At 54.6% G+C, this 24085-nt stretch carries 22 protein-coding genes and 1 other RNA gene; 18 read left to right on the forward strand and 5 right to left on the reverse strand.

What is annotated here, in order from left to right; all coding sequences use genetic code 11:
• The first annotated feature begins 186 nt into the window (after positions 1-186).
• From tig to AC1MKH_RS05705, 8 genes are all read left to right on the forward strand, one after another.
• Positions 187-1485: a trigger factor gene (gene tig / locus AC1MKH_RS05670; protein ID WP_015965570.1), complete on the forward strand. Its 1299-nt coding sequence runs from the start codon at positions 187-189 to the stop codon at positions 1483-1485.
• A gap of 271 nt (positions 1486-1756) precedes the next feature.
• Positions 1757-2380, forward strand: coding sequence for an ATP-dependent Clp endopeptidase proteolytic subunit ClpP (gene clpP, locus AC1MKH_RS05675; protein ID WP_003021624.1), 624 nt, complete (start codon positions 1757-1759; stop codon positions 2378-2380).
• 128 nt (positions 2381-2508) lie between these two features.
• Positions 2509-3783, forward strand: a complete 1275-nt coding sequence (gene clpX / locus AC1MKH_RS05680) for an ATP-dependent protease ATP-binding subunit ClpX (protein WP_015965568.1) — start codon at positions 2509-2511, stop codon at positions 3781-3783.
• A 184-nt stretch (positions 3784-3967) separates the two neighbouring features.
• A complete protein-coding gene (gene lon, locus AC1MKH_RS05685; protein WP_276222301.1) occupies positions 3968-6322 on the forward strand; it encodes an endopeptidase La in 2355 nt (784 codons plus the stop codon).
• Between the two features lie 208 nt (positions 6323-6530).
• Positions 6531-6803 carry a nucleoid-associated protein HU-beta gene (gene hupB, locus AC1MKH_RS05690; RefSeq protein WP_015965566.1) on the forward strand — a complete coding sequence of 91 codons (273 nt, stop codon included), beginning with the start codon at positions 6531-6533 and terminating at the stop codon, positions 6801-6803.
• 262 nt (positions 6804-7065) lie between these two features.
• Positions 7066-8940, forward strand: a complete 1875-nt coding sequence (gene ppiD, locus AC1MKH_RS05695) for a peptidylprolyl isomerase (RefSeq protein ID WP_276222303.1) — start codon at positions 7066-7068, stop codon at positions 8938-8940.
• A gap of 148 nt (positions 8941-9088) precedes the next feature.
• Positions 9089-9460, forward strand: coding sequence for a helix-hairpin-helix domain-containing protein (locus AC1MKH_RS05700; protein WP_276222305.1), 372 nt, complete (start codon positions 9089-9091; stop codon positions 9458-9460).
• 104 nt (positions 9461-9564) lie between these two features.
• Complete coding sequence (locus AC1MKH_RS05705; RefSeq protein ID WP_015965563.1) at positions 9565-9963, forward strand: YbgC/FadM family acyl-CoA thioesterase; 399 nt, start codon at positions 9565-9567, stop codon at positions 9961-9963.
• Positions 9964-10073: 110 nt separating this feature from the next.
• On the opposite strand, the gene queC is transcribed toward AC1MKH_RS05705, so the two are convergent.
• Together queC and AC1MKH_RS05715 are read right to left on the reverse strand one after the other, a co-directional pair.
• Positions 10074-10769: a 7-cyano-7-deazaguanine synthase QueC gene (queC, locus tag AC1MKH_RS05710; protein ID WP_276222309.1), complete on the reverse strand. Its 696-nt coding sequence runs from the start codon at positions 10767-10769 to the stop codon at positions 10074-10076.
• 66 nt (positions 10770-10835) lie between these two features.
• A complete protein-coding gene (locus AC1MKH_RS05715) occupies positions 10836-12533 on the reverse strand; it encodes an SgrR family transcriptional regulator (protein ID WP_276222310.1) in 1698 nt (565 codons plus the stop codon).
• Positions 12534-12631: 98 nt separating this feature from the next.
• On the opposite strand from AC1MKH_RS05715, the gene cof reads away from it, so the two are divergent.
• Positions 12632-13450 (forward strand): HMP-PP phosphatase, encoded by an 819-nt coding sequence (cof, locus tag AC1MKH_RS05720; RefSeq protein WP_276222312.1) that lies wholly within the window; start codon positions 12632-12634, stop codon positions 13448-13450.
• A 46-nt stretch (positions 13451-13496) separates the two neighbouring features.
• On the opposite strand, the gene AC1MKH_RS05725 is transcribed toward cof, so the two are convergent.
• Positions 13497-14546, reverse strand: coding sequence for a PLP-dependent cysteine synthase family protein (locus tag AC1MKH_RS05725; protein ID WP_276222315.1), 1050 nt, complete (start codon positions 14544-14546; stop codon positions 13497-13499).
• Positions 14547-14661: 115 nt separating this feature from the next.
• Between AC1MKH_RS05725 and AC1MKH_RS05730 the strand changes: the two genes are divergently transcribed.
• From AC1MKH_RS05730 to amtB, 5 genes are all read left to right on the forward strand, one after another.
• Entirely contained in the window at positions 14662-15120 is a 459-nt protein-coding gene (locus AC1MKH_RS05730) for an Lrp/AsnC family transcriptional regulator (protein ID WP_015965558.1), read from the forward strand.
• A 23-nt stretch (positions 15121-15143) separates the two neighbouring features.
• Positions 15144-16907 carry a SmdA family multidrug ABC transporter permease/ATP-binding protein gene (locus tag AC1MKH_RS05735; RefSeq protein ID WP_276222318.1) on the forward strand — a complete coding sequence of 588 codons (1764 nt, stop codon included), beginning with the start codon at positions 15144-15146 and terminating at the stop codon, positions 16905-16907.
• Entirely contained in the window at positions 16900-18678 is a 1779-nt protein-coding gene (locus AC1MKH_RS05740) for a SmdB family multidrug efflux ABC transporter permease/ATP-binding protein (protein ID WP_276222319.1), read from the forward strand. The genes AC1MKH_RS05735 and AC1MKH_RS05740 overlap by 8 nt, the downstream gene beginning before the upstream one ends.
• A 721-nt stretch (positions 18679-19399) precedes the next feature.
• Positions 19400-19738 (forward strand): P-II family nitrogen regulator, encoded by a 339-nt coding sequence (gene glnK / locus AC1MKH_RS05745; protein ID WP_015965555.1) that lies wholly within the window; start codon positions 19400-19402, stop codon positions 19736-19738.
• A gap of 31 nt (positions 19739-19769) precedes the next feature.
• Positions 19770-21056 carry an ammonium transporter AmtB gene (amtB, locus tag AC1MKH_RS05750; RefSeq protein WP_276222320.1) on the forward strand — a complete coding sequence of 429 codons (1287 nt, stop codon included), beginning with the start codon at positions 19770-19772 and terminating at the stop codon, positions 21054-21056.
• Positions 21057-21114: 58 nt separating this feature from the next.
• Here the strand turns inward: amtB and tesB are convergent, their stop codons facing one another.
• Positions 21115-21975 (reverse strand): acyl-CoA thioesterase II, encoded by an 861-nt coding sequence (gene tesB / locus AC1MKH_RS05755; RefSeq protein WP_015965553.1) that lies wholly within the window; start codon positions 21973-21975, stop codon positions 21115-21117.
• A 217-nt stretch (positions 21976-22192) separates the two neighbouring features.
• On the opposite strand from tesB, the gene AC1MKH_RS05760 reads away from it, so the two are divergent.
• Positions 22193-22762: a YbaY family lipoprotein gene (locus AC1MKH_RS05760; RefSeq protein ID WP_276222321.1), complete on the forward strand. Its 570-nt coding sequence runs from the start codon at positions 22193-22195 to the stop codon at positions 22760-22762.
• A 33-nt stretch (positions 22763-22795) separates the two neighbouring features.
• Here the strand turns inward: AC1MKH_RS05760 and AC1MKH_RS05765 are convergent, their stop codons facing one another.
• Positions 22796-23107 carry an MGMT family protein gene (locus tag AC1MKH_RS05765; protein ID WP_149462111.1) on the reverse strand — a complete coding sequence of 104 codons (312 nt, stop codon included), beginning with the start codon at positions 23105-23107 and terminating at the stop codon, positions 22796-22798.
• 166 nt (positions 23108-23273) lie between these two features.
• Between AC1MKH_RS05765 and ffs the strand changes: the two genes are divergently transcribed.
• From ffs to AC1MKH_RS05780, 3 genes are all read left to right on the forward strand, one after another.
• Positions 23274-23370: signal recognition particle sRNA small type (gene ffs / locus AC1MKH_RS05770), an RNA gene on the forward strand.
• A gap of 233 nt (positions 23371-23603) precedes the next feature.
• Positions 23604-23849, forward strand: a complete 246-nt coding sequence (locus tag AC1MKH_RS05775) for a hypothetical protein (RefSeq protein ID WP_276222322.1) — start codon at positions 23604-23606, stop codon at positions 23847-23849.
• Positions 23846-24061 carry a hypothetical protein gene (locus AC1MKH_RS05780; RefSeq protein WP_015965549.1) on the forward strand — a complete coding sequence of 72 codons (216 nt, stop codon included), beginning with the start codon at positions 23846-23848 and terminating at the stop codon, positions 24059-24061. Before AC1MKH_RS05775 ends, AC1MKH_RS05780 begins: the two co-directional genes overlap by 4 nt.
• Positions 24062-24085 lie beyond the last annotated feature (24 nt).

Below are 24085 nucleotides of genomic sequence, written 5' to 3' on the forward strand. Positions count from 1 at the left end.
TCCAGGCATAACAACCGTTCTCGACTCATATCAGTGATGCCGCTATAATGCGCGTCTTATTTTTCGGAATGTCTTCGGGATGATTCTGGCGACACGGAATGTGAATCTGATTTAAAGAGAACATCCCGGTATTGCGAGGCAAAACTCAGAGTTGACCGAGCACTGTGATTTTTTTGAGGTAACAAGATGCAAGTTTCAGTTGAAACCACTCAGGGCCTTGGCCGCCGCGTAACGATTACTATCCCTGCTGACAGCATCGAAACTGCTGTAAAAAGCGAGCTGGTCAACGTAGCGAAAAAAGTACGCATTGACGGCTTCCGTAAGGGCAAAGTACCAATGAATGTTGTTGCTCAGCGTTATGGCGCATCTGTTCGCCAGGACGTGCTGGGCGACCTGATGAGCCGCAACTTCGTTGATGCGATCATCAAAGAAAAAATCAACCCGGCTGGCGCACCGAACTACGTTCCGGGCGAATACAAACTGGGCGAAGACTTCACCTACGCGGTTGAATTCGAAGTGTATCCGGAAGTTGAGCTGAAAGGCCTGGACGCAATCGAAGTTGAAAAACCGGTTGTTGAAGTGACCGAAGCCGACGTTGACGGCATGCTGGACACCCTGCGTAAACAGCAGGCGAACTGGAAAGACAAAGACGGCGCAGTTGACGCTGAAGACCGTGTTACCGTTGACTTCACCGGTTCTGTAGACGGCGAAGAATTCGAAGGCGGCAAAGCGACTGATTTCGTACTGGCAATGGGTCAGGGTCGTATGATCCCGGGCTTCGAAGACGGTATCAAAGGTCACAAAGCGGGTGAAGAATTCACCATCGACGTTACCTTCCCGGAAGAATACCACGCTGAAAACCTGAAAGGGAAAGCAGCGAAATTCGTTATCAACCTGAAAAAAGTTGAAGAACGTGAACTGCCGGAACTGACTGCTGAATTCATCAAACGTTTCGGCGTTGAAGATGGTTCCGTTGAAGGTCTGCGTGCAGAAGTGCGTAAAAACATGGAACGTGAGCTGAAAGGCGCAGTGCGTAACCGTGTTAAAACTCAGGCGATCGAAGGTCTGGTAAAAGCGAACGAAATCGACGTTCCGGCTGCCCTGATTGACAGCGAAATCGACGTTCTGCGTCGCCAGGCTGCTCAGCGTTTCGGTGGCAACCAGCAACAAGCTATGGAACTGCCGCGTGAACTGTTCGAAGAACAGGCTAAACGTCGCGTAGTGGTTGGTCTGCTGCTGGGCGAAGTGATTCGCACCCACGAACTGAAAGCTGACGAAGCTCGCGTTGCGACTCTGATCGAAGAAATGGCTTCTGCCTACGAAGATCCGAAAGAAGTGATCGAGTTCTACAGCAAAAACAAAGAACTGATGGAAAACATGCGCAGCGTCGCTCTGGAAGAACAGGCTGTTGAAGCGGTTCTGGAAAAAGCGAAAGTGTCTGAAAAAGCAACTTCCTTCAACGAACTGATGAACCAGCAGGCGTAATTTCGCTTCCTGCGTTTAAAGTTTGAGCAAAAACCCGTTGCCTTCCGGCAGCGGGTTTTTTTTATCGCACTGATAGACAGCGTAAGCGTGATAAAACACAGTTTCGGTGTTAGCGTAACGGCAAAATATTGTTATGCTTGAAATAGGGTGGATTCGTCCCCATAAAAGGGGAAGTATTAGCTGCGATGGCTGGTAAACCGTCCACAAGGTACTATGAGTACAGCAGAGCAGGCAGTACAGCAGGTTTCATTTTTTTATCCAGGAGACGGAAATGTCATACAGTGGCGAACGAGATAACTTTGCACCCCATATGGCCCTGGTGCCGATGGTCATCGAACAGACCTCACGCGGTGAACGTTCTTTTGATATCTACTCCCGTCTTCTTAAGGAGCGCGTTATCTTTCTGACCGGCCAGGTGGAAGACCACATGGCGAACCTGATCGTAGCGCAGATGCTGTTTCTGGAAGCGGAAAACCCGGAAAAAGATATTTACCTGTACATTAACTCCCCAGGCGGCGTCATCACCGCCGGGATGTCGATTTATGACACCATGCAGTTCATCAAGCCGGACGTGAGCACCATTTGTATGGGCCAGGCGGCGTCCATGGGCGCATTCCTGCTGACCGCAGGGGCGAAAGGCAAGCGTTTCTGCCTGCCGAACTCGCGCGTCATGATTCACCAGCCGCTGGGCGGCTATCAGGGTCAGGCGACGGATATCGAAATCCACGCTCGTGAAATCCTGAAAGTGAAAGGGCGCATGAATGAACTTATGGCTCACCACACGGGTCAATCTCTTGAGCAGATCGAACGCGACACCGAACGCGATCGCTTCTTGTCTGCTTCAGAGGCGGTAGAGTACGGTTTGGTCGACTCCATCCTGACCCATCGTAATTGATGCCCAGAGCGTGAGTGTGCCGCTATACTATGTATGGGCGGCACAACGCTTGCGAAGCGGCTTGCGCTTGAGAATGGCATTTGCGTCGTCATATGCGGCACAAAGAACTTAAAAAGAGGTTTTGACTCATGACAGATAAACGCAAAGATGGTTCGGGCAAACTGTTGTATTGCTCTTTTTGCGGCAAAAGCCAGCACGAAGTGCGTAAGCTGATCGCCGGGCCGTCAGTGTATATCTGCGACGAATGTGTTGATCTGTGTAATGACATCATTCGCGAAGAGATTAAAGAAGTGGCGCCGCATCGTGAACGTAGTGCATTGCCGACGCCACATGAAATTCGCCATCACCTGGATGACTACGTCATCGGTCAGGAACAGGCGAAAAAGGTCCTGGCTGTAGCGGTGTATAACCACTACAAACGTCTGCGCAACGGTGATACCAGCAACGGCGTTGAACTGGGCAAAAGTAACATTCTGCTGATTGGCCCGACCGGTTCCGGTAAAACGCTGCTGGCTGAAACGCTGGCACGCCTGCTGGACGTACCGTTCACCATGGCTGACGCCACCACCCTGACCGAAGCCGGTTATGTGGGTGAAGACGTTGAAAACATCATTCAGAAACTGCTGCAGAAATGCGATTACGATGTACAGAAAGCCCAGCGCGGCATTGTCTACATTGATGAAATCGATAAGATTTCTCGTAAATCTGATAACCCGTCTATCACCCGTGATGTCTCGGGCGAAGGCGTACAGCAGGCGTTGCTGAAACTGATTGAAGGCACCGTCGCTGCCGTTCCACCTCAGGGTGGGCGTAAACATCCGCAGCAGGAATTCTTGCAGGTTGATACCTCCAAGATTCTGTTTATCTGCGGCGGCGCATTTGCGGGCCTCGATAAAGTTATCGCTAACCGTGTAGAAACAGGTTCCGGTATCGGCTTCGGCGCGACCGTGAAATCGAAAACCGATAAAGCCAGCGAAGGCGAACTGCTGACGCAGGTTGAGCCGGAAGATTTGATCAAATTTGGTCTGATCCCGGAATTTATTGGTCGTCTGCCGGTGGTTGCAACGCTCAATGAGCTGAGCGAAGAGGCGCTGATTCAGATCCTGAAAGAGCCGAAAAATGCCCTGACCAAACAGTATCAGGCGTTGTTCAATCTGGAAGGCGTGGATCTCGAATTCCGCGATGAAGCGCTGGACGCCATTGCTAAGAAAGCGATGATCCGTAAAACCGGCGCGCGTGGTCTGCGCTCTATCGTCGAAGCCGCACTGCTCGATACCATGTACGATCTGCCTTCCATGGAAGACGTCGAAAAAGTGGTTATCGATGAGTCGGTGATTGGCGGCCAGAGCAAGCCGCTGCTGATTTACGGTAAGCCGGAAGCGCAGCAAGCCTCTGGTGAATAATTCGCCAATTCATACAATCAGTTAATCAAAAAGGGGGGATTTTATCTCCCCTTTTATTTTTCCGTAATCATGGCGTTGAATGTGTGGAATACATCCCCATATACTGACATACATGTTAATGATGGCATGACGCACACTTGTGTCATCTGATTACCTGGCGGACATTAAACTAAGAGAGAGCTCTATGAATCCTGAGCGTTCTGAACGCATTGAAATCCCCGTATTGCCGTTGCGCGATGTGGTGGTTTATCCGCACATGGTCATACCCTTGTTTGTAGGGCGGGAAAAATCTATCCGTTGCCTTGAAGCCGCCATGGATCATGATAAAAAAATCATGTTGGTTGCGCAGAAAGAAGCATCAACGGATGAGCCGGGTGTAAACGATCTTTTCACCGTCGGGACCGTGGCCTCTATTTTGCAAATGCTGAAGCTGCCGGATGGCACTGTCAAAGTGCTGGTTGAAGGCTTGCAGCGTGCGCGTATCACCACGTTGTCGGATAACGGGGAACACTTTTCGGCAAAAGCGGAATATCTGGAATCACCGGATATCGAAGAACGCGAGCAGGAAGTGCTGGTTCGTACCGCGATTAGCCAGTTTGAAGGCTACATCAAGCTAAACAAAAAAATCCCACCAGAAGTGCTGACGTCGCTGAACAGCATCGACGACCCTGCACGTCTGGCTGACACCATCGCTGCGCACATGCCGCTGAAACTGGCGGACAAACAGTCTGTGCTCGAAATGTCTGACATCAACGAACGCCTTGAATATCTGATGGCGATGATGGAGTCGGAAATCGATCTGTTGCAGGTTGAGAAGCGCATTCGCAACCGCGTCAAAAAGCAGATGGAAAAATCTCAGCGTGAGTACTATCTGAACGAGCAAATGAAAGCGATTCAGAAAGAGCTCGGCGAGATGGACGACGCGCCGGACGAAAACGAAGCGCTGAAGCGTAAGATCGACGCGGCGAAAATGCCGAAAGAGGCGAAAGAGAAAACCGAAGCCGAATTGCAGAAGCTGAAAATGATGTCACCGATGTCAGCAGAAGCGACCGTGGTTCGCGGGTATATCGACTGGATGGTGCAGGTGCCGTGGAATGCGCGCAGCAAGGTCAAAAAAGACCTTCGCCAGGCGCAGGAAATCCTCGATACCGACCATTACGGCCTTGAGCGTGTGAAAGACCGTATCCTTGAGTATCTTGCGGTTCAAAGCCGTGTGAACAAAATTAAAGGCCCGATTCTGTGCCTGGTTGGGCCGCCGGGGGTAGGTAAAACCTCGCTGGGTCAATCTATCGCCAAAGCGACTGGACGTAAGTACATTCGTATGGCGCTGGGCGGCGTGCGTGATGAAGCGGAAATTCGCGGTCACCGTCGTACCTACATCGGCTCTATGCCGGGTAAATTGATTCAGAAAATGGCGAAAGTGGGCGTTAAAAACCCGCTGTTCCTGCTCGATGAAATCGACAAAATGTCGTCCGATATGCGCGGCGATCCGGCTTCTGCGTTGTTAGAAGTGCTGGATCCAGAGCAGAACGTGGCGTTCAGCGATCACTATCTGGAAGTGGATTACGATCTCAGCGACGTAATGTTCGTTGCGACCTCGAACTCCATGAACATTCCGGCACCGCTGCTGGACCGTATGGAAGTGATTCGTCTCTCCGGTTATACCGAAGACGAGAAACTGAACATTGCCAAACAGCACCTGCTGCCGAAGCAAATCGAACGTAACGCCCTGAAAAAAGGCGAACTGACGGTGGATGACAGCGCGATTGTCGGCATCATTCGTTACTACACCCGTGAAGCGGGCGTGCGTAGCCTTGAGCGTGAAATTTCGAAACTGTGCCGTAAGGCGGTTAAACAGCTACTGCTGGATAAATCCCTGAAGCACATCGAAATTAACGGCGACAATCTGCACGATTACCTCGGCGTTCAACGCTTCGACTACGGCCGTGCGGATGACGAAAACCGCGTCGGTCAGGTGACTGGCCTGGCATGGACGGAAGTGGGCGGCGATCTGCTGACCATCGAAACCGCCTGTGTACCGGGTAAAGGCAAACTGACCTATACCGGTTCGCTGGGCGAAGTCATGCAGGAATCCATTCAGGCCGCGCTGACCGTGGTACGCGCGCGTGCAGAAAAACTGGGTATCAACCCAGATTTCTACGAAAAACGCGATATCCACGTTCACGTGCCGGAAGGGGCAACGCCGAAAGATGGCCCAAGCGCCGGTATCGCCATGTGCACCGCGCTGGTTTCTTGTCTGACCGGTAACCCGGTTCGCGCCGATGTGGCAATGACAGGGGAAATTACCCTGCGTGGCCTGGTGCTGCCGATTGGCGGTCTGAAGGAAAAACTGCTGGCGGCACACCGTGGCGGTATTAAGACTGTTCTGATTCCTGATGAGAATAAGCGCGATCTGGAAGAGATTCCGGACAACGTTCTGGCCGATCTTGATATTCACCCGGTGAAACGTATCGAGGAAGTTCTGGCCCTTGCGCTGCAAAATGAGCCCACTGGGATGCAGGTTGTAACCGCAAAATAGTGACCTCGCGCAAATAGCGTCAATAAAAACAGGGCTGGCAGGTGAAAACACACTTGCCAGCCTTTTTTTGTCTCGCTAATTTAGGACCCTGACAGGGCTGTTATCGACAACTATTGTTGTAAGGGCATGACAGTCCTGATATAACTGCTGCGCGTTGCACCGTGAAGGATTCAGGTGCGATATAAATAATAAAGAGAGGAAGAGAACAGTGAATAAATCTCAACTGATTGACAAAATTGCTGCTGGCGCGGATATCTCCAAAGCTGCAGCCGGACGTGCGTTAGACGCTTTAATTGCTTCTGTTACTGAATCTCTGCAATCCGGGGATGATGTTGCGCTGGTAGGTTTTGGTACTTTTGCCGTTAAAGAGCGTGCTGCCCGTACTGGCCGCAACCCGCAAACTGGTAAAGAGATCACCATCGCTGCTGCGAAAGTACCGGCGTTCCGTGCAGGTAAAGCACTGAAAGACGCGGTAAACTGATCGTTTTCCCGTTTGGGAATGTGACACAGTACAAGGGCGCATCGAACGATGTGCCTTTTTTTATGTCCAAAATGCCACTTTCTGCGAGTTTCTACGCGTTTCGGGCTGACAACGGCCCCGTTTTCTTGTCAAAATACGGCCTCACGCGCAGCGGTCGAGACGTGCTATGCTGCACGAGGTATTTGCTCTGAATTTGCCGGGTTGTCAGCAACCTGCGGCAGGACGGGTATAAAAGTCACCTACAGCGGAGTGTTGTTACACCATGATGGACAATTTACGCACGGCAGCCAATAGCGTCGTGCTCAAGGTAATTTTCGGTATCATTATTGTGTCGTTCATTTTGACCGGCGTAAGTGGCTATCTGATCGGCGGCGGCAACAACTATGCCGCGAAGGTGAATGGCCAGGAAATCAGCCGCGGTCAGTTTGAAAACGCTGTTGCCAGCGAACGTAACCGTATGCAGCAGCAGATGGGCGATCAATTCTCCGAACTGGCGGCGAACGAAAATTACATCAAAACGATGCGTCAGCAGGTGCTGAGCCGCCTGGTGGACGAAGCGCTGCTCGATCAATACGCCAAAGAGCTGGGCCTCGGCATCAGCGATGAGCAGGTGCGCAAAGCGATTTGGGCGACCCCGGCCTTCCAGAACGAAGGTAAATTCGATAACACCCGCTACAACGCGCTGGTGAATCAAATGGGCATGACCGCCGATCAATACGCACAGGCACTGCGTAACCAGCTGACCACTAACCAGCTGATTAGCGCCGTTGCGGGTACCGATTTTATGCTGCCGGGTGAAACCGACCAGCTGGCCGCGCTGGTTTCCCAGCAGCGTCTGGTGCGTGAAGCCACCATCGACGTCAACGCGCTGGCCGCGAAGCAGCAGGTAAGCGATCAGGAAATTGCCAGCTACTACGAACAGAACAAAGGTCAGTTTGTTGCGCCGGAGCAGTTCCGCGTCACCTATATCAAGCTGGATGCGGCGAGCATGCCGTCTTCCGCGTCTGAAGAGGACGTCCAGGCCTACTACGACCAGCACAAGGATGAGTTCACTCAGCCTGAGCGTAAACGTTACAGCATCATCCAGACCAAAACCGAAGCCGATGCGAAAGCCATCCTTGATGAGCTGAACAACGGCGGCGATTTTGCCGCGATTGCGAAAGAGAAATCCACCGATGTTATCTCTAAACGTAACGGCGGCGACATGGGCTGGATGGACGATTCTGCGACCGTACCGGAACTGAAAGACGCGGGTCTGAAAGAGAAAGGCCAGCTGTCTGGCGTCATCAAATCTTCCGTGGGCTTCCTGATTGCGCGCCTGGACGATATCCAGCCGGAACAGGTGAAACCGCTGGCAGATGTTCACGCGCAAATCGCTGACAAAGTGAAGCAGGAAAAAGCGCTGGATGCTTATTATGCGCTGCAACAGAAAGTGAGCGATGCCGCAAGCAGCGACAATGACTCTCTGGCGAGTGCAGAGCAGGTTGCGGGTGTGAAAGCGGCGGTGACCGGCTGGTTTGGTCACGATAACGTTCCGGCTGAACTGAACTTCAAACCGGTTACTGACGCTATCTTCAATGGTGGCCTGGTGGGCGAAAACGGCGCGCCGGGTAACAACTCCGACATCATCACCGTCGATGGCGATCGTGCTTTTGTTCTGCGTGTGGCTGAGCACAAAGCAGAAAGCGTGAAACCGCTGGATGAAGTGAAAGCGCAGGTGACCGATATCGTTAAGCACAACAAAGCAGAGCAGCAGGCGAAACTCGATGCTGAAAAACTGCTGGCTGCGCTGAAAGACGGTAAAGGTGACGAGGCGATGAAAGTTGCAGGTCTGCGCTTTGGCGAAACCAAAACCCTGAGCCGTACGGGTCAGGATCCGCTGAGCCAGGCAACCTTCGAACTGCCGTTACCGCAGCCTGGTAAACCAAGCTTCGGTATGGGCAACGACATGCAGGGCAACGTGGTTCTGCTGGCGCTGGACGAAGTGAAAGCGGGCGAAATGCCGGAAGCGCAGAAGAAAGCGATGGTTCAGGGTATCACCCAGAACAACGCACAAATTGCGTTCGAAGCATTGATGAGCAACCTGCGTAAAGCGGCGAAGATTAAGATGGGCGACATCGTCGATCAGCAACAATAATCGGAACCCTCCTCGCATTAATTTGTAATGCGATGCACACCTCAAAGGCCGCTTTCGCGGCCTTTTCCACATTTGAAATCTGCCTTTTGAATTGTTTTTCACACCTCGCTATGGTGGCTTCGCTATCAATCAACAAGGAGAAATCAGTATGAAACGTGGAATCAAAATGCTGGCAATTGCCGCAGTCATGTCTTGCATGGGGATGAGTTTAAGCGCACAGGCAGCTTCCACTGCCGGGGCAAAACCGACAGCGACGCAAAGCGCGAAGGCGAGTTCCGAGCAGATGAAAGCGGAGCCTGCCGCGAAAACCGATGATGAAGGTGGCAGTAAAGTCAGCATCAACTCGGCCTCGGCAGAAGAACTGGCGCAGGCAATGAACGGGGTGGGGCTGAAGAAAGCGCAGGCGATTGTCAGCTATCGCGAGGAGTACGGCCCGTTCAAAACGGTGGATGACCTGAAGCAGGTGCCGGGAATGGGCAACTCGCTGGTGGAACGTAATTTGAGCCATCTCACGCTTTAATTGCTTCTCACGGCTTGCGCTGGCGTCAAAGTTTGCCAGACTAAAGAGGTCATACCAGTGGTGTGACCTCTGACTCTTCTAATAACATGTAAGGCTATTGCGCTATGCAGACAAAAATTAAAGTTCGCGGGTATCACCTGGACGTGTATCAGCACGTCAATAACGCCCGGTATCTGGAGTTTCTGGAAGAAGCCCGCTGGGATGGGCTGGAAAACAGCGCCAGTTTCCAGTGGATGACCGCGCACCATATCGCCTTTGTGGTGGTGAATATCAACATTAACTACCGCCGCCCGGCGGTGCTGAGCGATGTACTCACGGTAACCAGTAAAGTGGAGCAGTTAAACGGGAAAAGCGGTGTATTAAGCCAGGTGGTCACGCTGGACCCTGAAGGGCAGGTAGTGGCGGATGCATTGATTACGTTTGTCTGCATTGACCTGAAAACGCAGAAGGCGTTGCCTCTGGAAGGGGAATTACGCGAACACCTGGAGCAGATGGTCGCGTAAGTGCATATTGCCCGGTGGCGCTGCGCTTACCGGGCCTACAAAGATTCCATCAATACCTGGCTCTGGTCTGTAGGCCGGGCAAGCGCAGCGCCCCCGGCAACCCACCGCGTTTACTTCAACCCGGTTTTCTGCTTCATCGCTGCCGCCACGCCGACTTTATCCGCCAGATAGTGGTTCAGCCCGTTAGCCCGCAGATGACAGGACGCGCAATGCCCGCAGCCATCGCCTTTAATGCCGTTATAGCAGGTCAGCGTTTCATTGCGCACCAGGTCGAGCTTGCCCCAGTAGTCCGCCAGCGCCCAGGTTTCGGCTTTATCAAGCCACATCAGCGGCGTTTCGAAACGAATATCTTTTGCCATGCCAAGACTAACCGCGTGATTCAACGCTTTCACGAATTCGTCGCGGCAATCCGGGTAGCCGGAAAAATCGGTTTCACAAACGCCCGTGATGATTGCTTCTGCCTTTACCTGATAGGCGTAAATCGCCGTCAGAGTCAGGAACAGAATGTTACGCCCAGGCACAAAGGTATTCGGAATACCGTCGGCGTCCGGTTCATAGTCTGGCACCGGAATGCTGTCGCGGGTCAGGCTGCTGACCGCCAGTTCATTAAGCAGGGTGACGTCGAGCACTTTATGAGCACGCGCGCCCAGTTTTAATGCCAGTTCACGGGCGACGTCGATCTCTGCGTGATGACGCTGACCATAATCAAAAGTGACGCAGTGGACCTCATCATATTGATGGAGCGCCTGCACCAGGCATGTAGTGGAATCTTGTCCGCCGCTAAAGACGACAACCGCGCGTTTCATAGCATTTCCTGTTGATGACGATAAAGACGCTATGGTAACGCGCGGGCAGCGTGGCGACCAGCTTCTTCACCGCGTTGATGGCGGTAGCCAGGCCTGGGTGAAATCAAACCAGCCACGTGCGTTAAGGTGAATGCCGTTTACACCCGGTGGCGCGCTGATTTGGTATTGATAGTTAAACAGCGGCGTGAGCATGCCTTCTTCCATTAACAGGGTGAAGATGGTTTTCAGCGCCGCGATGCGCTGTGTCTCGTCCTCCTGTGCCTGCGCGGCATCCAGCGCGGTAATCAGCGTTGCGTAACGTGACTCGCTCAGTATGGCGGGCCATAACGGATCGCAGCGCAGCCACTGCTCAAGCGTGTATTCCGGCATTTCGCCAATTAACCGATCGCCCATCAGCAGATCGGCCTGGTCCAGATCCGGATAATCGTCCCAGCTTTTCGCATCGTGGAAGCAGAGCGTCAGTTCACAACCCTGCTGTGCCAGCGCCCGTTTAAGCTCCCCGGCCATGGTGTGCAATTCAACAGGCAGATGATAATGCAGCGTCAGACGCGGCGGCAGGGGCGTGTCGTCTTCCGGCGCAGGCGGAATTGCCCAGCCGGGAAGCAGCGCCTGGCTGGGGGTAATCAGGTTTTCATCCACCGGCAATGATTGCAGCAGACCGCTGTGATGAATCAGTGAAATCACCCGCTGCGCCTGCGCTTTTGAAAGCCGTGAACTCTGACGAAACGTCAGGTAGCAGAAGCCGAGACTGATGCTGTTGCTCACCAGCCGCAACTGGCTGAGCTCTTCCGCTTCGCCGACGGCGATTTGCACCGGATGACGGCAACTGGTGCCGAGATCCTGTTCGAACAGCTGTGGGGTGATCCAGAACTCGATCGCCTGCAACAGCGGATGCCCCAGATGATAACGATGGTGGCTTTCCAGACGAACCAGCTCAGGCTCAAAGATCTTTAGCTGGAACGGGCCGCTGCCGAGCGTGGGATCGTCCGGATGCGCCAGCACGCTGCAATAGCTTGCCAGCCGATGCGGCAGCCAGTAATCCGGGCGAGCAAGCGTAAAGCTCAGGCACTGGGCGTGGGGTTGGGCGATTTGTTCCACGCTGGCAAACAGTCTGCGTAAACCGGGTAGCGTCAGCAGCATTTCCAGCCGTTGCCTGAGTTGTCGCGTTTCAATGGGGTCGCCATTGTGCCAGTGCAGGGTGGAGCGAATATAGAACTGCCAGCGCAGTCCATCTGCCGATACCTCCCAGTGATGCGCAAGATCGCCTTCCGGGCGGGCGGTATCGCGGCCAAAGCGGGTCAGTCCGGAATGGATCTGCCCGGCTAAATGCTGTTCGGCGCGACCCACTAAAAACCCAGGATGCAATGGCTCCAGCGGACGATAGTAAGGGATACGCAGCGTCGGCGTATTGTTCTGCCACTGACCGCCCAAAAAAGGGTGCAGCAGCGCGCGCAGTTCCACCGGCGCCAGCTGTGCCAGCTCCAGCGCATTGTGTTGCTGACCGCTGTTTAATGCCAGCTCCATCATCTCATTACGCAGTGCGTCCGGCGTCGTGTGGAAGGTTAGCGTACCGCGCTTCCCGCGCCCGGACTGCGCCTGCCAACTGAGCCAGCCCGCCTCGTTTGCCTGACGCAGCAGGGTGCGGACGTGTCGCTCACTACAAAAACAGCGCGCCGCGAGATCGGCAATGGTGACCTGCTGCGGTGCGCCGGAAGAGGGCAGCCACAGGCGCTGAAACTGGTTTAATCGGTTAAGCAGTCGCATAAAAACCCGGAACAATAAATATGAACAATTCAGTATTACTTCCGTATATCTCAGGCAATACTGGTACGCAAGAGAGCGGGATCACAGGCGGAGATAAAATGGCAAAACTGGCGGCATTTGATATGGATGGCACTCTGCTGATGCCCGATCATCGGCTGGGTAATGAGACGATCGCCACGCTCAAGCGCCTGCGTGAACGCGACATTACGCTGACCTTCGCCACGGGGCGGCATGTGCTTGAAATGCGCCCGCTGATTGATCAACTGGCGCTCGACGCTTTCCTGATTACCGGCAACGGAACCCGCGTTCACTCCCTGCACGGCGATGTCATGCATCGCAGCGATCTCTCTCCGGACGTGGCCGATGAAGTGTTGCATGCCCGCTGGGAAACCCACGCCAGCATGCATGTTTTCAACGATAACGGCTGGTTCACCGGCAAAGCGATCCCCGAAATGTTGCAGGCGCATATGTACAGCGGCTTTCACTATCAGCTGCGCGATCTGCGTCAGATCCCGGCCCACGAGGTGACCAAGATCTGTTTCTGCGGCGATCACGATGATCTTGCGCGTCTGAGCATTCAGCTACAAGAGGCATTGGGCGAACGTGCGCATCTCTGTTTTTCGGCAGTTGATTGTCTGGAAGTGTTGCCTGTTGGCTGCAACAAGGGCGCGGCGCTGACGGTGCTTAGCGCGCATCTTGGCCTGACGATGCAGGAATGTATGGCGTTTGGCGATGCCATGAACGATCGCGAAATGCTGAGCCTGGTCGGGCGTGGCCTGGTGATGGGCAACGCGATGGGGCAGCTGAAAGCGGCATTGCCGCACCTACCGGTTATAGGACACTGCCAGAATCAGGCGGTCTCCCACTATTTGACTCATTGGCTGGACAAACCCAACCTTCCTTATTCCCCCGAATAATGAGACCTTTCCAGCAAGCCGGGCATATTAGCCCGGCTTTTTTTGTTTATCTCGCCAGCAGGCACTCAATTTCCGCCTGCCACGGCGCGAGATCGCCGATATTTTCTTTTACCCATTCTGCATTGTAATAGGTTTCCAGATACCGCTCGCCGCTGTCGCACAGCAGCGTCACGATTGACCCGCTGCGCCCCTCTTTACGCATCCGCGCTGCCAGCTGCAACGCGCCCCACATATTCGTGCCAGTGGACGCGCCAACCTTACGGCCTAACTGGCTTTCCAGCCATTGTGCGGTGGCGACGCTTGCCGCATCCGGCACCCGCAGCATGTCATCGACAACATCAGGAATGAAGGAGGGCTCGACGCGCGGGCGGCCAATCCCTTCAATTTTACTGCCAACGCTGCTGCGCAGGCTGCCGTCGCGGCTTTGCCAGTAGTCCATAAACACCGAGTTTTGCGGATCGACCACCATTAACTGCGTGTTATGCCCCTGGCAGCGAATGTAGCGGCCGATGGTCGCCGACGTACCGCCGGTGCCCGCGCTCATCACAATCCAGTCAGGGATTGGATTAGGTTCATGGCTCATCTGGCGGAAGATACTGTCGGCGATGTTGTTGTTTCCGCGCCAGTCGGTCGCGCGTTCGGCGAAAGTAAACTGGTCCATATAGTGGCCGTTAAGTTCACGCGCCAGCGTCTCGGAGGCGGCATAAATTTCACAAGCGCTCTGCACGAAATGGCAGCGTCCGCCGTAAAACTCAATCTGTTCGATTTTGCGTTTTGCCGTGCACGACGGCATGACGGCGATAAACGGCAGCCCCAGCAGGCGAGCAAAATAGGCTTCCGACACGGCGGTGGAACCGGAAGACGCTTCAATAATGGGCGTGCCTTCTTTGATCCAGCCGTTGCACAGGCCATACAGGAACAGCGACCTCGCCAGACGATGTTTCAGGCTGCCGGTTGGGTGAGTGCTTTCATCTTTTAAGTAGAGCTGAATGCCGGGAAACGCCGGCAGCGACAGACGAATCAGGTGCGTGTCGGCGCTACGTTGATAATCGGCGTTAATTTCGCTAATGGCGTTTTTGACCCAGGTGCTGTTCATGGTGATTTTCCATTTGTCATTTTGTGCCTAGCTTAGCGAAAGATGCGGAAAAAATTGTTGCTATCTCCACTTTAAAATAGACTTACAGGAGAAAAATTTTCTCCTGAGGTGGGCGATGTTAGATAAAATTGACCGCAAGCTGCTTTCGCTGCTGCAAACGGACTGCACCCTCTCTTTGCAGGCACTGGCCGATGCCGTTAATCTGACCACCACACCCTGCTGGAAGCGGCTCAAGCGCCTGGAAGATGATGGCATTTTGCTTGGGCGCGTGGCGTTGCTGGATGCGGAGAAACTGGGGCTCGGCCTCACCGCGTTTGTGCTGATAAAAACGCAACATCACAGCAGTGAATGGTATAGTCGTTTCGTGAATGAAGTCAGCCAGATGCCCGAGGTGCTCGGCTTCTGGCGCATGGCGGGCGAATATGACTACCTGATGCGGGTACAGGTCGCCGACATGAAACGCTACGATGATTTTTATAAAAGCCTGGTGAATCGCGTCCCCGGACTGTCGGACGTCACCTCAAGTTTTGCGATGGAACAGATTAAATACACCACTGCGCTTCCCATCGAATAACACTATCTCTGGAATTTTACTGCGTGCGATTATTTGCTCAATTAAGCTGGTATTTCCGCCGGGAGTGGCGTCGCTATCTTGGCGCCGTCGCGCTGCTGGTGGTTATCGCCATTCTTCAACTGATCCCCCCGAAGGTGGTGGGCTACGTCGTTGACGGCGTCACCCAACAACACTACACCGCGACGACCATCTGGATGTGGATTGGCCTTATGGTGGCGATTGCTATCGTGGTCTATCTGCTGCGCTACGTCTGGCGCGTGCTGCTGTTCGGGGCGTCCTACCAACTCGCGGTCGAACTGCGGGAAGACTTTTATCGCCAGTTAAGCCGCCAGCACCCGGAATTTTATCTGCGTCACCGCACCGGTGATTTAATGGCGCGCGCCACCAACGATGTTGACCGCGTCGTCTTTGCCGCCGGGGAAGGCGTGCTGACGCTGGTCGATTCGCTGGTGATGGGCTGCGCGGTGTTGATTGTGATGTCCACGCAAATTAGCTGGCAACTCACGCTGCTGGCGCTGTTACCGATGCCGATTATGGCGCTGGCGATTAAGCGCTATGGCGACATGCTGCACAACCGCTTCAAGCTGGCGCAGGCGGCATTCTCCAGCCTGAACGACCGCACACAAGAGAGCCTGACCAGTATTCGCATGATTAAAGCCTTTGGCCTGGAAGATCGCCAGTCGGCGCTGTTCGCCGCCGATGCGGCGGATACCGGGGCGAAGAATATGCGCGTGGCGCGTATTGACGCCCGTTTTGACCCGACGATTTATATCGCCATCGGTATGGCAAATCTGCTGGCAATTGGCGGCGGAAGCTGGATGGTGATGCAGGGAACATTGACGCTCGGTCAATTGACCAGCTTTGTGATGTATCTTGGCTTAATGATCTGGCCGATGCTGGCGCTGGCGTGGATGTTTAATATCGTCGAGCGCGGCAGCGCCGCCTACAGCCGTATTCGCGCCATGCTGATGGAAGCGCCGGTGGTCAATGACGGCACCGAATCGGTGCCGGACGGGCGCGGCGTGCTGAAGGTCGCCATTGACCAGTTCCATTATCCGCAAACGGAAAAAGCGACGCTGACGAAAGTCCACTTCACGCTGCAACCGGGGCAGATGCTGGGCATTTGCGGCCCAACGGGCTCCGGCAAATCCACTATTCTGTCGCTGATTCAGCGCCACTTCGACGTGGAAAAAGGCGAAATCGATTTTCACGATATCGCCCTGCCAAAACTCAAACTGGATGCCTGGCGCAGCCGCCTGGCGGTAGTCAGTCAGACACCGTTCCTTTTTTCCGATACCGTAGGAAATAATATTGCCCTTGGTCGCCCCGGCGCGACACAAGAAGAGATTGAACACGTCGCCCGACTTGCCAGCGTCCATGAGGATATTCTGCGTCTGCCGCAGGGTTACGACACGGAAGTGGGCGAGCGTGGGGTGATGCTCTCCGGTGGGCAGAAGCAGCGCATTTCGATTGCGCGCGCGCTCTTGCTCAACGCCGAAATCCTGATCCTCGACGATGCGCTCTCGGCGGTGGACGGTCGTACCGAACACCAAATTTTGCATAACCTGCGCCAGTGGGGCGAAGGCCGCACGGTGATTATCAGCGCGCATCGTCTGTCGGCGCTGACGGAAGCCAGTGAAATCATCGTGATGCAGCACGGGCATCTGTGCCAGCGCGGGCAGCATGAACAGCTGGTGACGCAGCCGGGTTGGTATCGTGATATGTATCGCTATCAGCAACTGGAAGCGGCGCTGGATGAAGAACCGTCGGAGGTGACCGATGCGTAATTTTGGTCAACTGTGGCCGACATTAAAAAGATTGCTGGCCTACGGCTCACCGTGGCGCAAACCGCTCTCTATTGCCGTGGTGATGTTGTGGGTAGCGGCAGCGGCGGAAGTCTCCGGGCCGGTGCTGATAAGCTACTTCATCGATAACATGGTGGCGAAACACACGTTGCCGCTGGGCACCGTTGCGGGGCTGGCGGCGGCGTATATCGGCCTGCAACTGCTGGCGGCGACGTTGCACTATAACCAATCGCTGCTGTTTAATCGCGCGGCGGTGGGGGTGGTACAACAGTTGCGAAGTGACGTGATGGACGCCGCGCTGCGTCAGCCGCTGAGTGAATTTGATACTCAACCTGTCGGGCAACTGATTTCCCGCGTGACTAACGACACGGAGGTGATCCGCGATCTCTACGTCACCGTCGTGGCGACGGTGCTGCGCAGCGCCGCGCTGATTGGCGCGATGCTGGTGGCGATGTTCAGCCTCGACTGGCGCATGGCGCTGGTGGCGGTTTGCATCTTCCCGGCAGTACTGACGGTGATGGTGATTTACCAACGCTACAGCACGCCTATCGTGCGCCGGGTGCGGACGTATCTGGCGGATATCAATGACGGTTTTAACGAAGTGATCAACGGCATGAGCGTGATCCAGCAGTTCCGTCAGCAGGCACGCTTTGGCGAACGCATCGGTGAGCATAGCCGTCAGCACTATCTTGCGCGTATGCAAACGCTGCGTCTGGATGGCTTCCTGCTGCGTCCGCTGCTCAGCCTCTTCTCTACGTTGATACTGTGCGGTCTGCTGATGCTGTTTGGCTTTACGTCGGTGGGCACGATTGAGGTGGGTGTGCTGTATGCGTTTATCAGCTACCTGGGCCGTCTCAATGAACCGCTGATTGAACTCACCACCCAGCAGTCAATGCTGCAACAGGCGGTGGTCGCCGGGGAGCGCGTATTTGAGCTGATGGACAGGCCGCGCCAGACCTACGGCGATGATGCCCGTCCGCTGGAAAGCGGCGACATTGAAATTGATAACGTCTCCTTTGCTTACCGCGATGACCGGATGGTGTTGCAGGATATCTCGCTGTCGATTCCCTCGCGCAGTTTTGTGGCGCTGGTGGGGCATACGGGCAGCGGGAAAAGCACGCTTGCCAGTCTGCTGATGGGCTATTACCCGCCGAATTCAGGTGAAATTCGCCTGGGCGGTCGTCCGCTTGGCAGTTTGAGTCATCAGGTGCTGCGCCAGGGCGTCGCCATGGTGCAGCAGGACCCGGTTGTCCTGGCGGACTCTTTCTTCGCGAACGTCACGCTTGGCCGTGATATCAGCGAAGCGCAGGTATGGCAGGCGCTGGAAACGGTGCAACTGGCGGAACTGGCGCGTGGGCTGAGCGATGGTATCTATACGCCGCTGGGCGAGCAGGGGAACAATCTCTCTGTCGGGCAAAAACAGTTGCTGGCGCTGGCGCGCGTGCTGGTTGATACCCCGCAGGTGCTGATTCTGGATGAAGCCACCGCCAATATCGATTCCGGTACCGAGCAGGCCATTCAACAGGCGCTGGCTGCCGTGCGTGAACACACCACACTCGTGGTGATCGCGCACCGCCTTTCCACCATCGTCGATGCTGACACCATCATGGTGCTGCATCGCGGGCAGGCGGTGGAGCAGGGCTCGCATCAGCAACTGCTGGAAGCCAAAGGCCGATACTGGCAGATGTATCAGCTTCAACTGGCCGGGGAAGAGCTTGCCGCCAGTGCACAGGATGAAACGCTGACTGCTTGATGTGATGCTGGTCAGTTAAGGGCCGATTCACTTTTCAGAGCATCTCCCCGTTGCGCTCCTGTCTGGCTCCATGCCATATAAATCGTGCAGGCGCAGGGAGCACGCAGGGGGCGGCCAATCGCCGCCGCCCCCTGCACCCCCAGGCTCCGGCGGAAAAATCGCCGCTTCGCGGTTCCCTCAGCTTATCCCTTACGGCTTTCGGGTCGGGCGCGAGGTAACATCCCTGTAAAGCCGCGCCCTCAGCCCACATCCATGTGGGCTGCCCCGGTCTCCAGGGAACGCTTCGGCGATTTTGACGCCACCAACAGCGGTGCGGCCTTTACGTTAACAGCAAAAACCGGTGTATCTGAAACCGATGAGTCCCCGCTGGAATTGCGAAGGGGGGCGCGGTTGCCCCCCTTTGCCCGTTCACTGACTCAGATGTTACATATTGCGCAAAACATAAAGTGAACGGAACTTTGCGCTTAGCTGACCATCATTAACGGACTGATGCACTTTTTTTAAGCAATTTACTAACAGACGCACCAGCGCGTGCAATTTTAAAACGCACCCTGCACTCGCATGGTGCGTTTTTGTTTCATTTCTTACTAAAACGCGTGCATGACCTTTCGCCTCATGCCGTTACCCGCCCATTTTTCTCAATTTTCATTTCTGGCACGCCCCTTGCTTTATCTATCTCGTGTAGCAGCAGCCATTACCGAATTCTGACTGGAGGGGATCTATGAAGCTGGTTACCGTGGTAATCAAACCATTCAAACTCGAAGACGTCCGCGAAGCGCTGTCTTCAATTGGTATTCAGGGACTGACCGTGACGGAAGTGAAGGGCTTCGGTCGTCAGAAGGGGCATGCCGAGCTGTATCGCGGCGCGGAGTACAGCGTGAACTTCCTGCCGAAAGTGAAGATTGACGTCGCGATTGCCGACGACCAGCTTGATGAAGTCGTGGATGTGGTGAGCAAGGCGGCGTACACCGGAAAAATTGGCGACGGTAAGATTTTCGTCGCCGAGCTGCAACGTGTGATTCGTATTCGTACCGGCGAAGCCGACGAAGCGGCACTGTAATTCCTGGCGCACAGTGATAGGGATCGAGAAAATGAAAATAGCAAAATTGAAAACCGGTTTGGCGGCTCTGGCGCTGTTGCCGGGCCTGGCGATGGCGGCTCCGGCGACGATCGATAAAGCCGATAACGCCTTTATGATGATTTGTACCGCGCTGGTGCTGTTTATGACCATTCCGGGAATTGCCCTGTTTTACGGTGGCCTGATTCGTGGGAAAAACGTTCTCTCTATGCTGACACAGGTGGCAGTGACGTTCGCGCTGGTCTGCGTGTTGTGGGTGGTTTACGGCTACACGCTGGCCTTCGGTACCGGCGGCAGCTTCTTCGGTAACTTTGACTGGGTGATGCTGAAAGGTATTGCGATAACCGCGCCGATGGGCACGTTTTATCAGTATATTCACGTTGCTTTCCAGGGCTCGTTCGCCTGCATCACCGTAGGGCTGATTGTCGGCGCGCTGGCGGAACGTATTCGCTTCTCAGCGGTGCTGATTTTCGTGGTTATCTGGCTGACGCTCTCCTATATTCCGATTGCGCACATGGTGTGGGGCGGCGGTCTGTTGGGCTCGCACGGCGCGCTGGACTTCGCGGGTGGTACGGTTGTACACATTAACGCGGCGGTTGCGGGTCTCGTCGGGGCGTATCTGATTGGCAAACGTGTCGGCTTTGGCAAAGAAGCGTTCAAACCGCACAACCTGCCGATGGTGTTTATCGGGACTGCCATCCTTTACTTCGGCTGGTTTGGCTTCAACGCCGGTTCAGCGAGTGCGGCGAATGAAATTGCCGGTCTGGCTTTCGTGAACACCGTAGTGGCAACCGCGGCTGCGATTCTGGGCTGGGTATTCGGTGAGTGGGCGCTGCGCGGTAAACCGTCGCTGCTGGGCGCGTGTTCCGGGGCGATTGCAGGCCTGGTGGGCATTACACCTGCGTGTGGATTTATCGGTGTCGGCGGCGCGTTGATCCTCGGTATCGTTGCGGGTCTGGCCGGGCTGTGGGGCGTCACCATCCTGAAACGCTGGTTGCGTGTGGATGATCCTTGCGATGTCTTCGGCGTTCACGGCGTGTGTGGCATCGTGGGTTGTATCCTGACCGGTATCTTTGCCTCTACCTCCTTCGGCGGCGTGGGTTATGCGGAAGGCGTCACCATGGGCCATCAGGTGCTGGTACAGCTGGAAAGCATCGCCATCACCATTGTCTGGTCGGGCATTGTGGCATTCGTTGGCTACAAAGTGGCAGACCTCACTGTGGGCCTGCGCGTTCCGGAAGAGCAGGAGCGCGAAGGGCTGGACGTCAACAGCCACGGCGAAAATGCGTACAACGCCTAATCAGTGCTAACAAAAAAAGCCTCCGCTTGCGGAGGCTTTTTTGCTTTCAAACGTAATCTTATCCGCGATTACGCATCACGCCTTCCTGTACCGTCGATGCCACAAGTACGCCATCCTGAGAATAGAACTCGCCGCGCACAAAGCCACGTGCGCTGGAGGCGGACGTACTTTCCACGCTGTACAGCAGCCACTCATTCAGATTAAACGGACGGTGGAACCACATGGAATGGTCAATTGTCGCGACCTGCATCCCTTTTTCCAGGAAACCAATGCCGTGTGGCTGAAGCGCGACCGGCAGGAAGTTGAGATCGGACGCATAGCCCAGCAGATTCTGATGTACGCGTAAATCATCCGGCACCGTCCCGTTAGCACGCAGCCAGACCTGACGTTTTGGCTCCGCGACGTGGCCCTTCAGCGGGTTGTGGAACTCAACCGGGCGAATCTCCAGCGGGCGCTCGCAGAGGAATTTATCTTTTAGCACCTGCGGCAACAGATGTTCCAGTGAACGGGCGATATCGGTTTCTGACGGCAGGCTCTCCGGCGCGGGGGCATCGGGCATGGTTTTCTGATGCTCGTAGCCCGGTTCTGGCGCCTGGAATGACGCGGTCATATAGAAAATGGGTTTACCGTTCTGAATCGCCGACACGCGGCGAGCGCTGAAGCTGTTACCGTCGCGCAGCACTTCGACGTCATAGACAATCGGCTTCAGGCTGTCGCCAGGGCGCAGGAAGTAACTGTGGAATGAGTGAATCAGGCGCTCAACGGGAACCGTTTCTTTTGCGGCATAAAGAGCCTGACCCACAACCTGGCCGCCAAATACCTGACGCAGCCCCAAATCTTCGCTCTGCCCGCGGAATAATCCTTCTTCGATTTTTTCCAGATTCAACAATGCCAGTAAGTTAGATAGCGCCTGACTCATAAATTTCCTCAATAATTTTTATCATCGCCGCGGCGAGGGATTAGCACAGTATAACGCAGTTTTGCAGCTGGTCCGATGGGTGCAAAAGTCTGAATAAAGGGCAGTTTGCAGGAAAAAAAAGGAGATCTGTGCCACACTTAACCCGTTATGACTGTTTATGAATGGTCGCTCTGGCAGGAAAAAATCCTGCGGATGCATGAGCGAAAAGGAGAACGCAATGAAAATCGTGCCAATGTTAAGTGGAATAGCCATCGCCGTCGCCCTGTCTGCCTGTGCAGATAAGAGTGCTGACATCCAGACCCCGGCGCCGAATCCGAGTGCTGCGGGTGCGACGCAAGCGGCGATTCAGCAGCCGAGTGTCACGGGTACTGTATGGATCCGTCAGAAAGTAGCTCTGCCACCGGATGCGGTGCTGACCGTTACCGTTTCTGATGCGTCGCTCGCGGATGCGCCGTCCAAAGTTATCGCCCAGAAAGTGACGCGCACCGAAGGGAAACAGGCACCGTTTAGCTTTGTGCTGCCGTTCAACCCGGCGGACATTCAGCCTAATGCCCGTATTCTGTTGAGCGCAGCCATTACGCTGAATGATAAGCTGATCTTTATTACTGATACCGTGCAGCCGATTATCAACCAGGGCGGCACCAAAGCTGACCTGACGCTGGTTCCGGTACAGCAGACGGCCGTGCCGATGCAGCAGAGCGGTGGAGCGGCAACGACCGTGCCATCAACGTCGCCGACCCAGGTTAATCCGTCTTCTTCGGACCCGGCGCCGACGCAAATCCCATAAGTCTTTCAATGCCCTCCTCGTGAGGGCATTTTTTTAGTAGATCCAGCGATACTTCTGCAAATCAATCTTCCCGCCGCCTGATACCTGCACGCCCTCGGCGAGCAGCGCCTGACGCTGACGCTGTAAATCAGGGCCGGTAAGGGAAATCGTGCCATGACGATTCACCACCCGATGCCAGGGGAGAGTAGAACCTTCCGGCAGACGCTTTAATACGCCGCCAACCTGCCGTGCTGCGCGCGGCGAACCCGCCAGACGTGCCACATCACCGTAGGTGGTGACAAAGCCCTCGGGAATCGAGGCGACAATTTGCCAGACTCGCTGGGGAAAGGAATCGAATGCGTCCATAGTCTGTTCCTGATAAACCAGCGTCCAGCATAATCAGCAACCTGCGTGCTGTGAAGGGGCGATTGCGCAAGAATCCAGCAGGTAACCGCAGATGGCTTGCAATTGCATGGCGCAGCAGGGATAATGCGCCAGCGCGTTAGGTAACTAACGCTCTCAATGGGGGCTCTGTTGGTTCTCCCGCAACGCTACTCTGTTCACCAGGTCAGGTCCGGAAGGAAGCAGCCAGGGCAGATGACGCGTGTGCCGGGATGTAGCTGGCAGGGCCCCCACCCATTTCTGCTCCCCAATCTCAACGTCTCTTATTTCCCTTTTTATTTTAAGGGTTATTTCCTTTGTTTTCATAATATCGTCATATGCTTGTCATTCTTCTGTCATAAAACCTCATTACTTTATTATTGGGGTATATTTTCACATTTGCACTCATAAATATATTTGTGGATCGGTTATTTAATTTCCTGTATTAGTGATAATAACTTTTACAGGGGAAATGTTAAAAATGACCAGCGCCGTTTTGAATGTAAAAATCGACGAGACGTTAAAAGAAAAGCTTCGCCACTATGCGCAGGATAACGACCTTAATTTAAGTGTGGCAACGCAGCGACTCATCGCACAGGCGTTTGCCACCGAAGAGGCTGGTGTAACCGGACATGACGTGGACAGTCAACATACGGAAGAGGACACTTCCGCTTTTACGCCGAAAGAAATCAAAGCATTACGTAAACTTCTGAAGAAGAAAAAATGAAACAACAACCTTCTGTCGCCTGTAACTACACCGAAGCCTGCGAGCTGCTACGCTCGGGGTATGCTAAACATGTCCGTCTGAACTGGAATGTCGGCAGTGATGAATTCTTTCGTATTGCCTCGGACTGGTGCGATACCGGGGCAAAAATAAAAAAAGAGGGCGATAATTTTATTATTTCCCTTAAGGGCTTCCCGATCCCGCCACAGCATTAATATCGACAGGATCGTAAAAGCTGG

It is taken from the genome of Pseudocitrobacter sp. CD920760, from assembly GCF_057782505.1.

Excerpts from the sequence above, each read along its gene's own strand:
- AC1MKH_RS05780 (WP_015965549.1), top strand. The coding sequence starts at position 23,846 with ATGAAACAACAACCTTCTGTCGCCTGTAACTACACCGAAGCCTGCGAG.
- AC1MKH_RS05715 (WP_276222310.1), bottom strand. The coding sequence starts at position 12,533 with ATGCGACTGCTTAACCGATTAAACCAGTTTCAGCGCCTGTGGCTGCCC.
- AC1MKH_RS05705 (WP_015965563.1), top strand. The coding sequence starts at position 9,565 with ATGCAGACAAAAATTAAAGTTCGCGGGTATCACCTGGACGTGTATCAG.
- AC1MKH_RS05775 (WP_276222322.1), top strand. The coding sequence starts at position 23,604 with ATGACCAGCGCCGTTTTGAATGTAAAAATCGACGAGACGTTAAAAGAA.
- cof (WP_276222312.1), top strand. The coding sequence starts at position 12,632 with ATGGCAAAACTGGCGGCATTTGATATGGATGGCACTCTGCTGATGCCC.
- queC (WP_276222309.1), bottom strand. The coding sequence starts at position 10,769 with ATGAAACGCGCGGTTGTCGTCTTTAGCGGCGGACAAGATTCCACTACA.
- amtB (WP_276222320.1), top strand. The coding sequence starts at position 19,770 with ATGAAAATAGCAAAATTGAAAACCGGTTTGGCGGCTCTGGCGCTGTTG.
- ppiD (WP_276222303.1), top strand. The coding sequence starts at position 7,066 with ATGATGGACAATTTACGCACGGCAGCCAATAGCGTCGTGCTCAAGGTA.
- lon (WP_276222301.1), top strand. The coding sequence starts at position 3,968 with ATGAATCCTGAGCGTTCTGAACGCATTGAAATCCCCGTATTGCCGTTG.
- AC1MKH_RS05765 (WP_149462111.1), bottom strand. The coding sequence starts at position 23,107 with ATGGACGCATTCGATTCCTTTCCCCAGCGAGTCTGGCAAATTGTCGCC.
- clpP (WP_003021624.1), top strand. The coding sequence starts at position 1,757 with ATGTCATACAGTGGCGAACGAGATAACTTTGCACCCCATATGGCCCTG.
- tig (WP_015965570.1), top strand. The coding sequence starts at position 187 with ATGCAAGTTTCAGTTGAAACCACTCAGGGCCTTGGCCGCCGCGTAACG.
- AC1MKH_RS05740 (WP_276222319.1), top strand. The coding sequence starts at position 16,900 with ATGCGTAATTTTGGTCAACTGTGGCCGACATTAAAAAGATTGCTGGCC.
- glnK (WP_015965555.1), top strand. The coding sequence starts at position 19,400 with ATGAAGCTGGTTACCGTGGTAATCAAACCATTCAAACTCGAAGACGTC.
- AC1MKH_RS05760 (WP_276222321.1), top strand. The coding sequence starts at position 22,193 with ATGAAAATCGTGCCAATGTTAAGTGGAATAGCCATCGCCGTCGCCCTG.
- AC1MKH_RS05700 (WP_276222305.1), top strand. The coding sequence starts at position 9,089 with ATGAAACGTGGAATCAAAATGCTGGCAATTGCCGCAGTCATGTCTTGC.
- AC1MKH_RS05730 (WP_015965558.1), top strand. The coding sequence starts at position 14,662 with ATGTTAGATAAAATTGACCGCAAGCTGCTTTCGCTGCTGCAAACGGAC.
- AC1MKH_RS05725 (WP_276222315.1), bottom strand. The coding sequence starts at position 14,546 with ATGAACAGCACCTGGGTCAAAAACGCCATTAGCGAAATTAACGCCGAT.
- tesB (WP_015965553.1), bottom strand. The coding sequence starts at position 21,975 with ATGAGTCAGGCGCTATCTAACTTACTGGCATTGTTGAATCTGGAAAAA.
- clpX (WP_015965568.1), top strand. The coding sequence starts at position 2,509 with ATGACAGATAAACGCAAAGATGGTTCGGGCAAACTGTTGTATTGCTCT.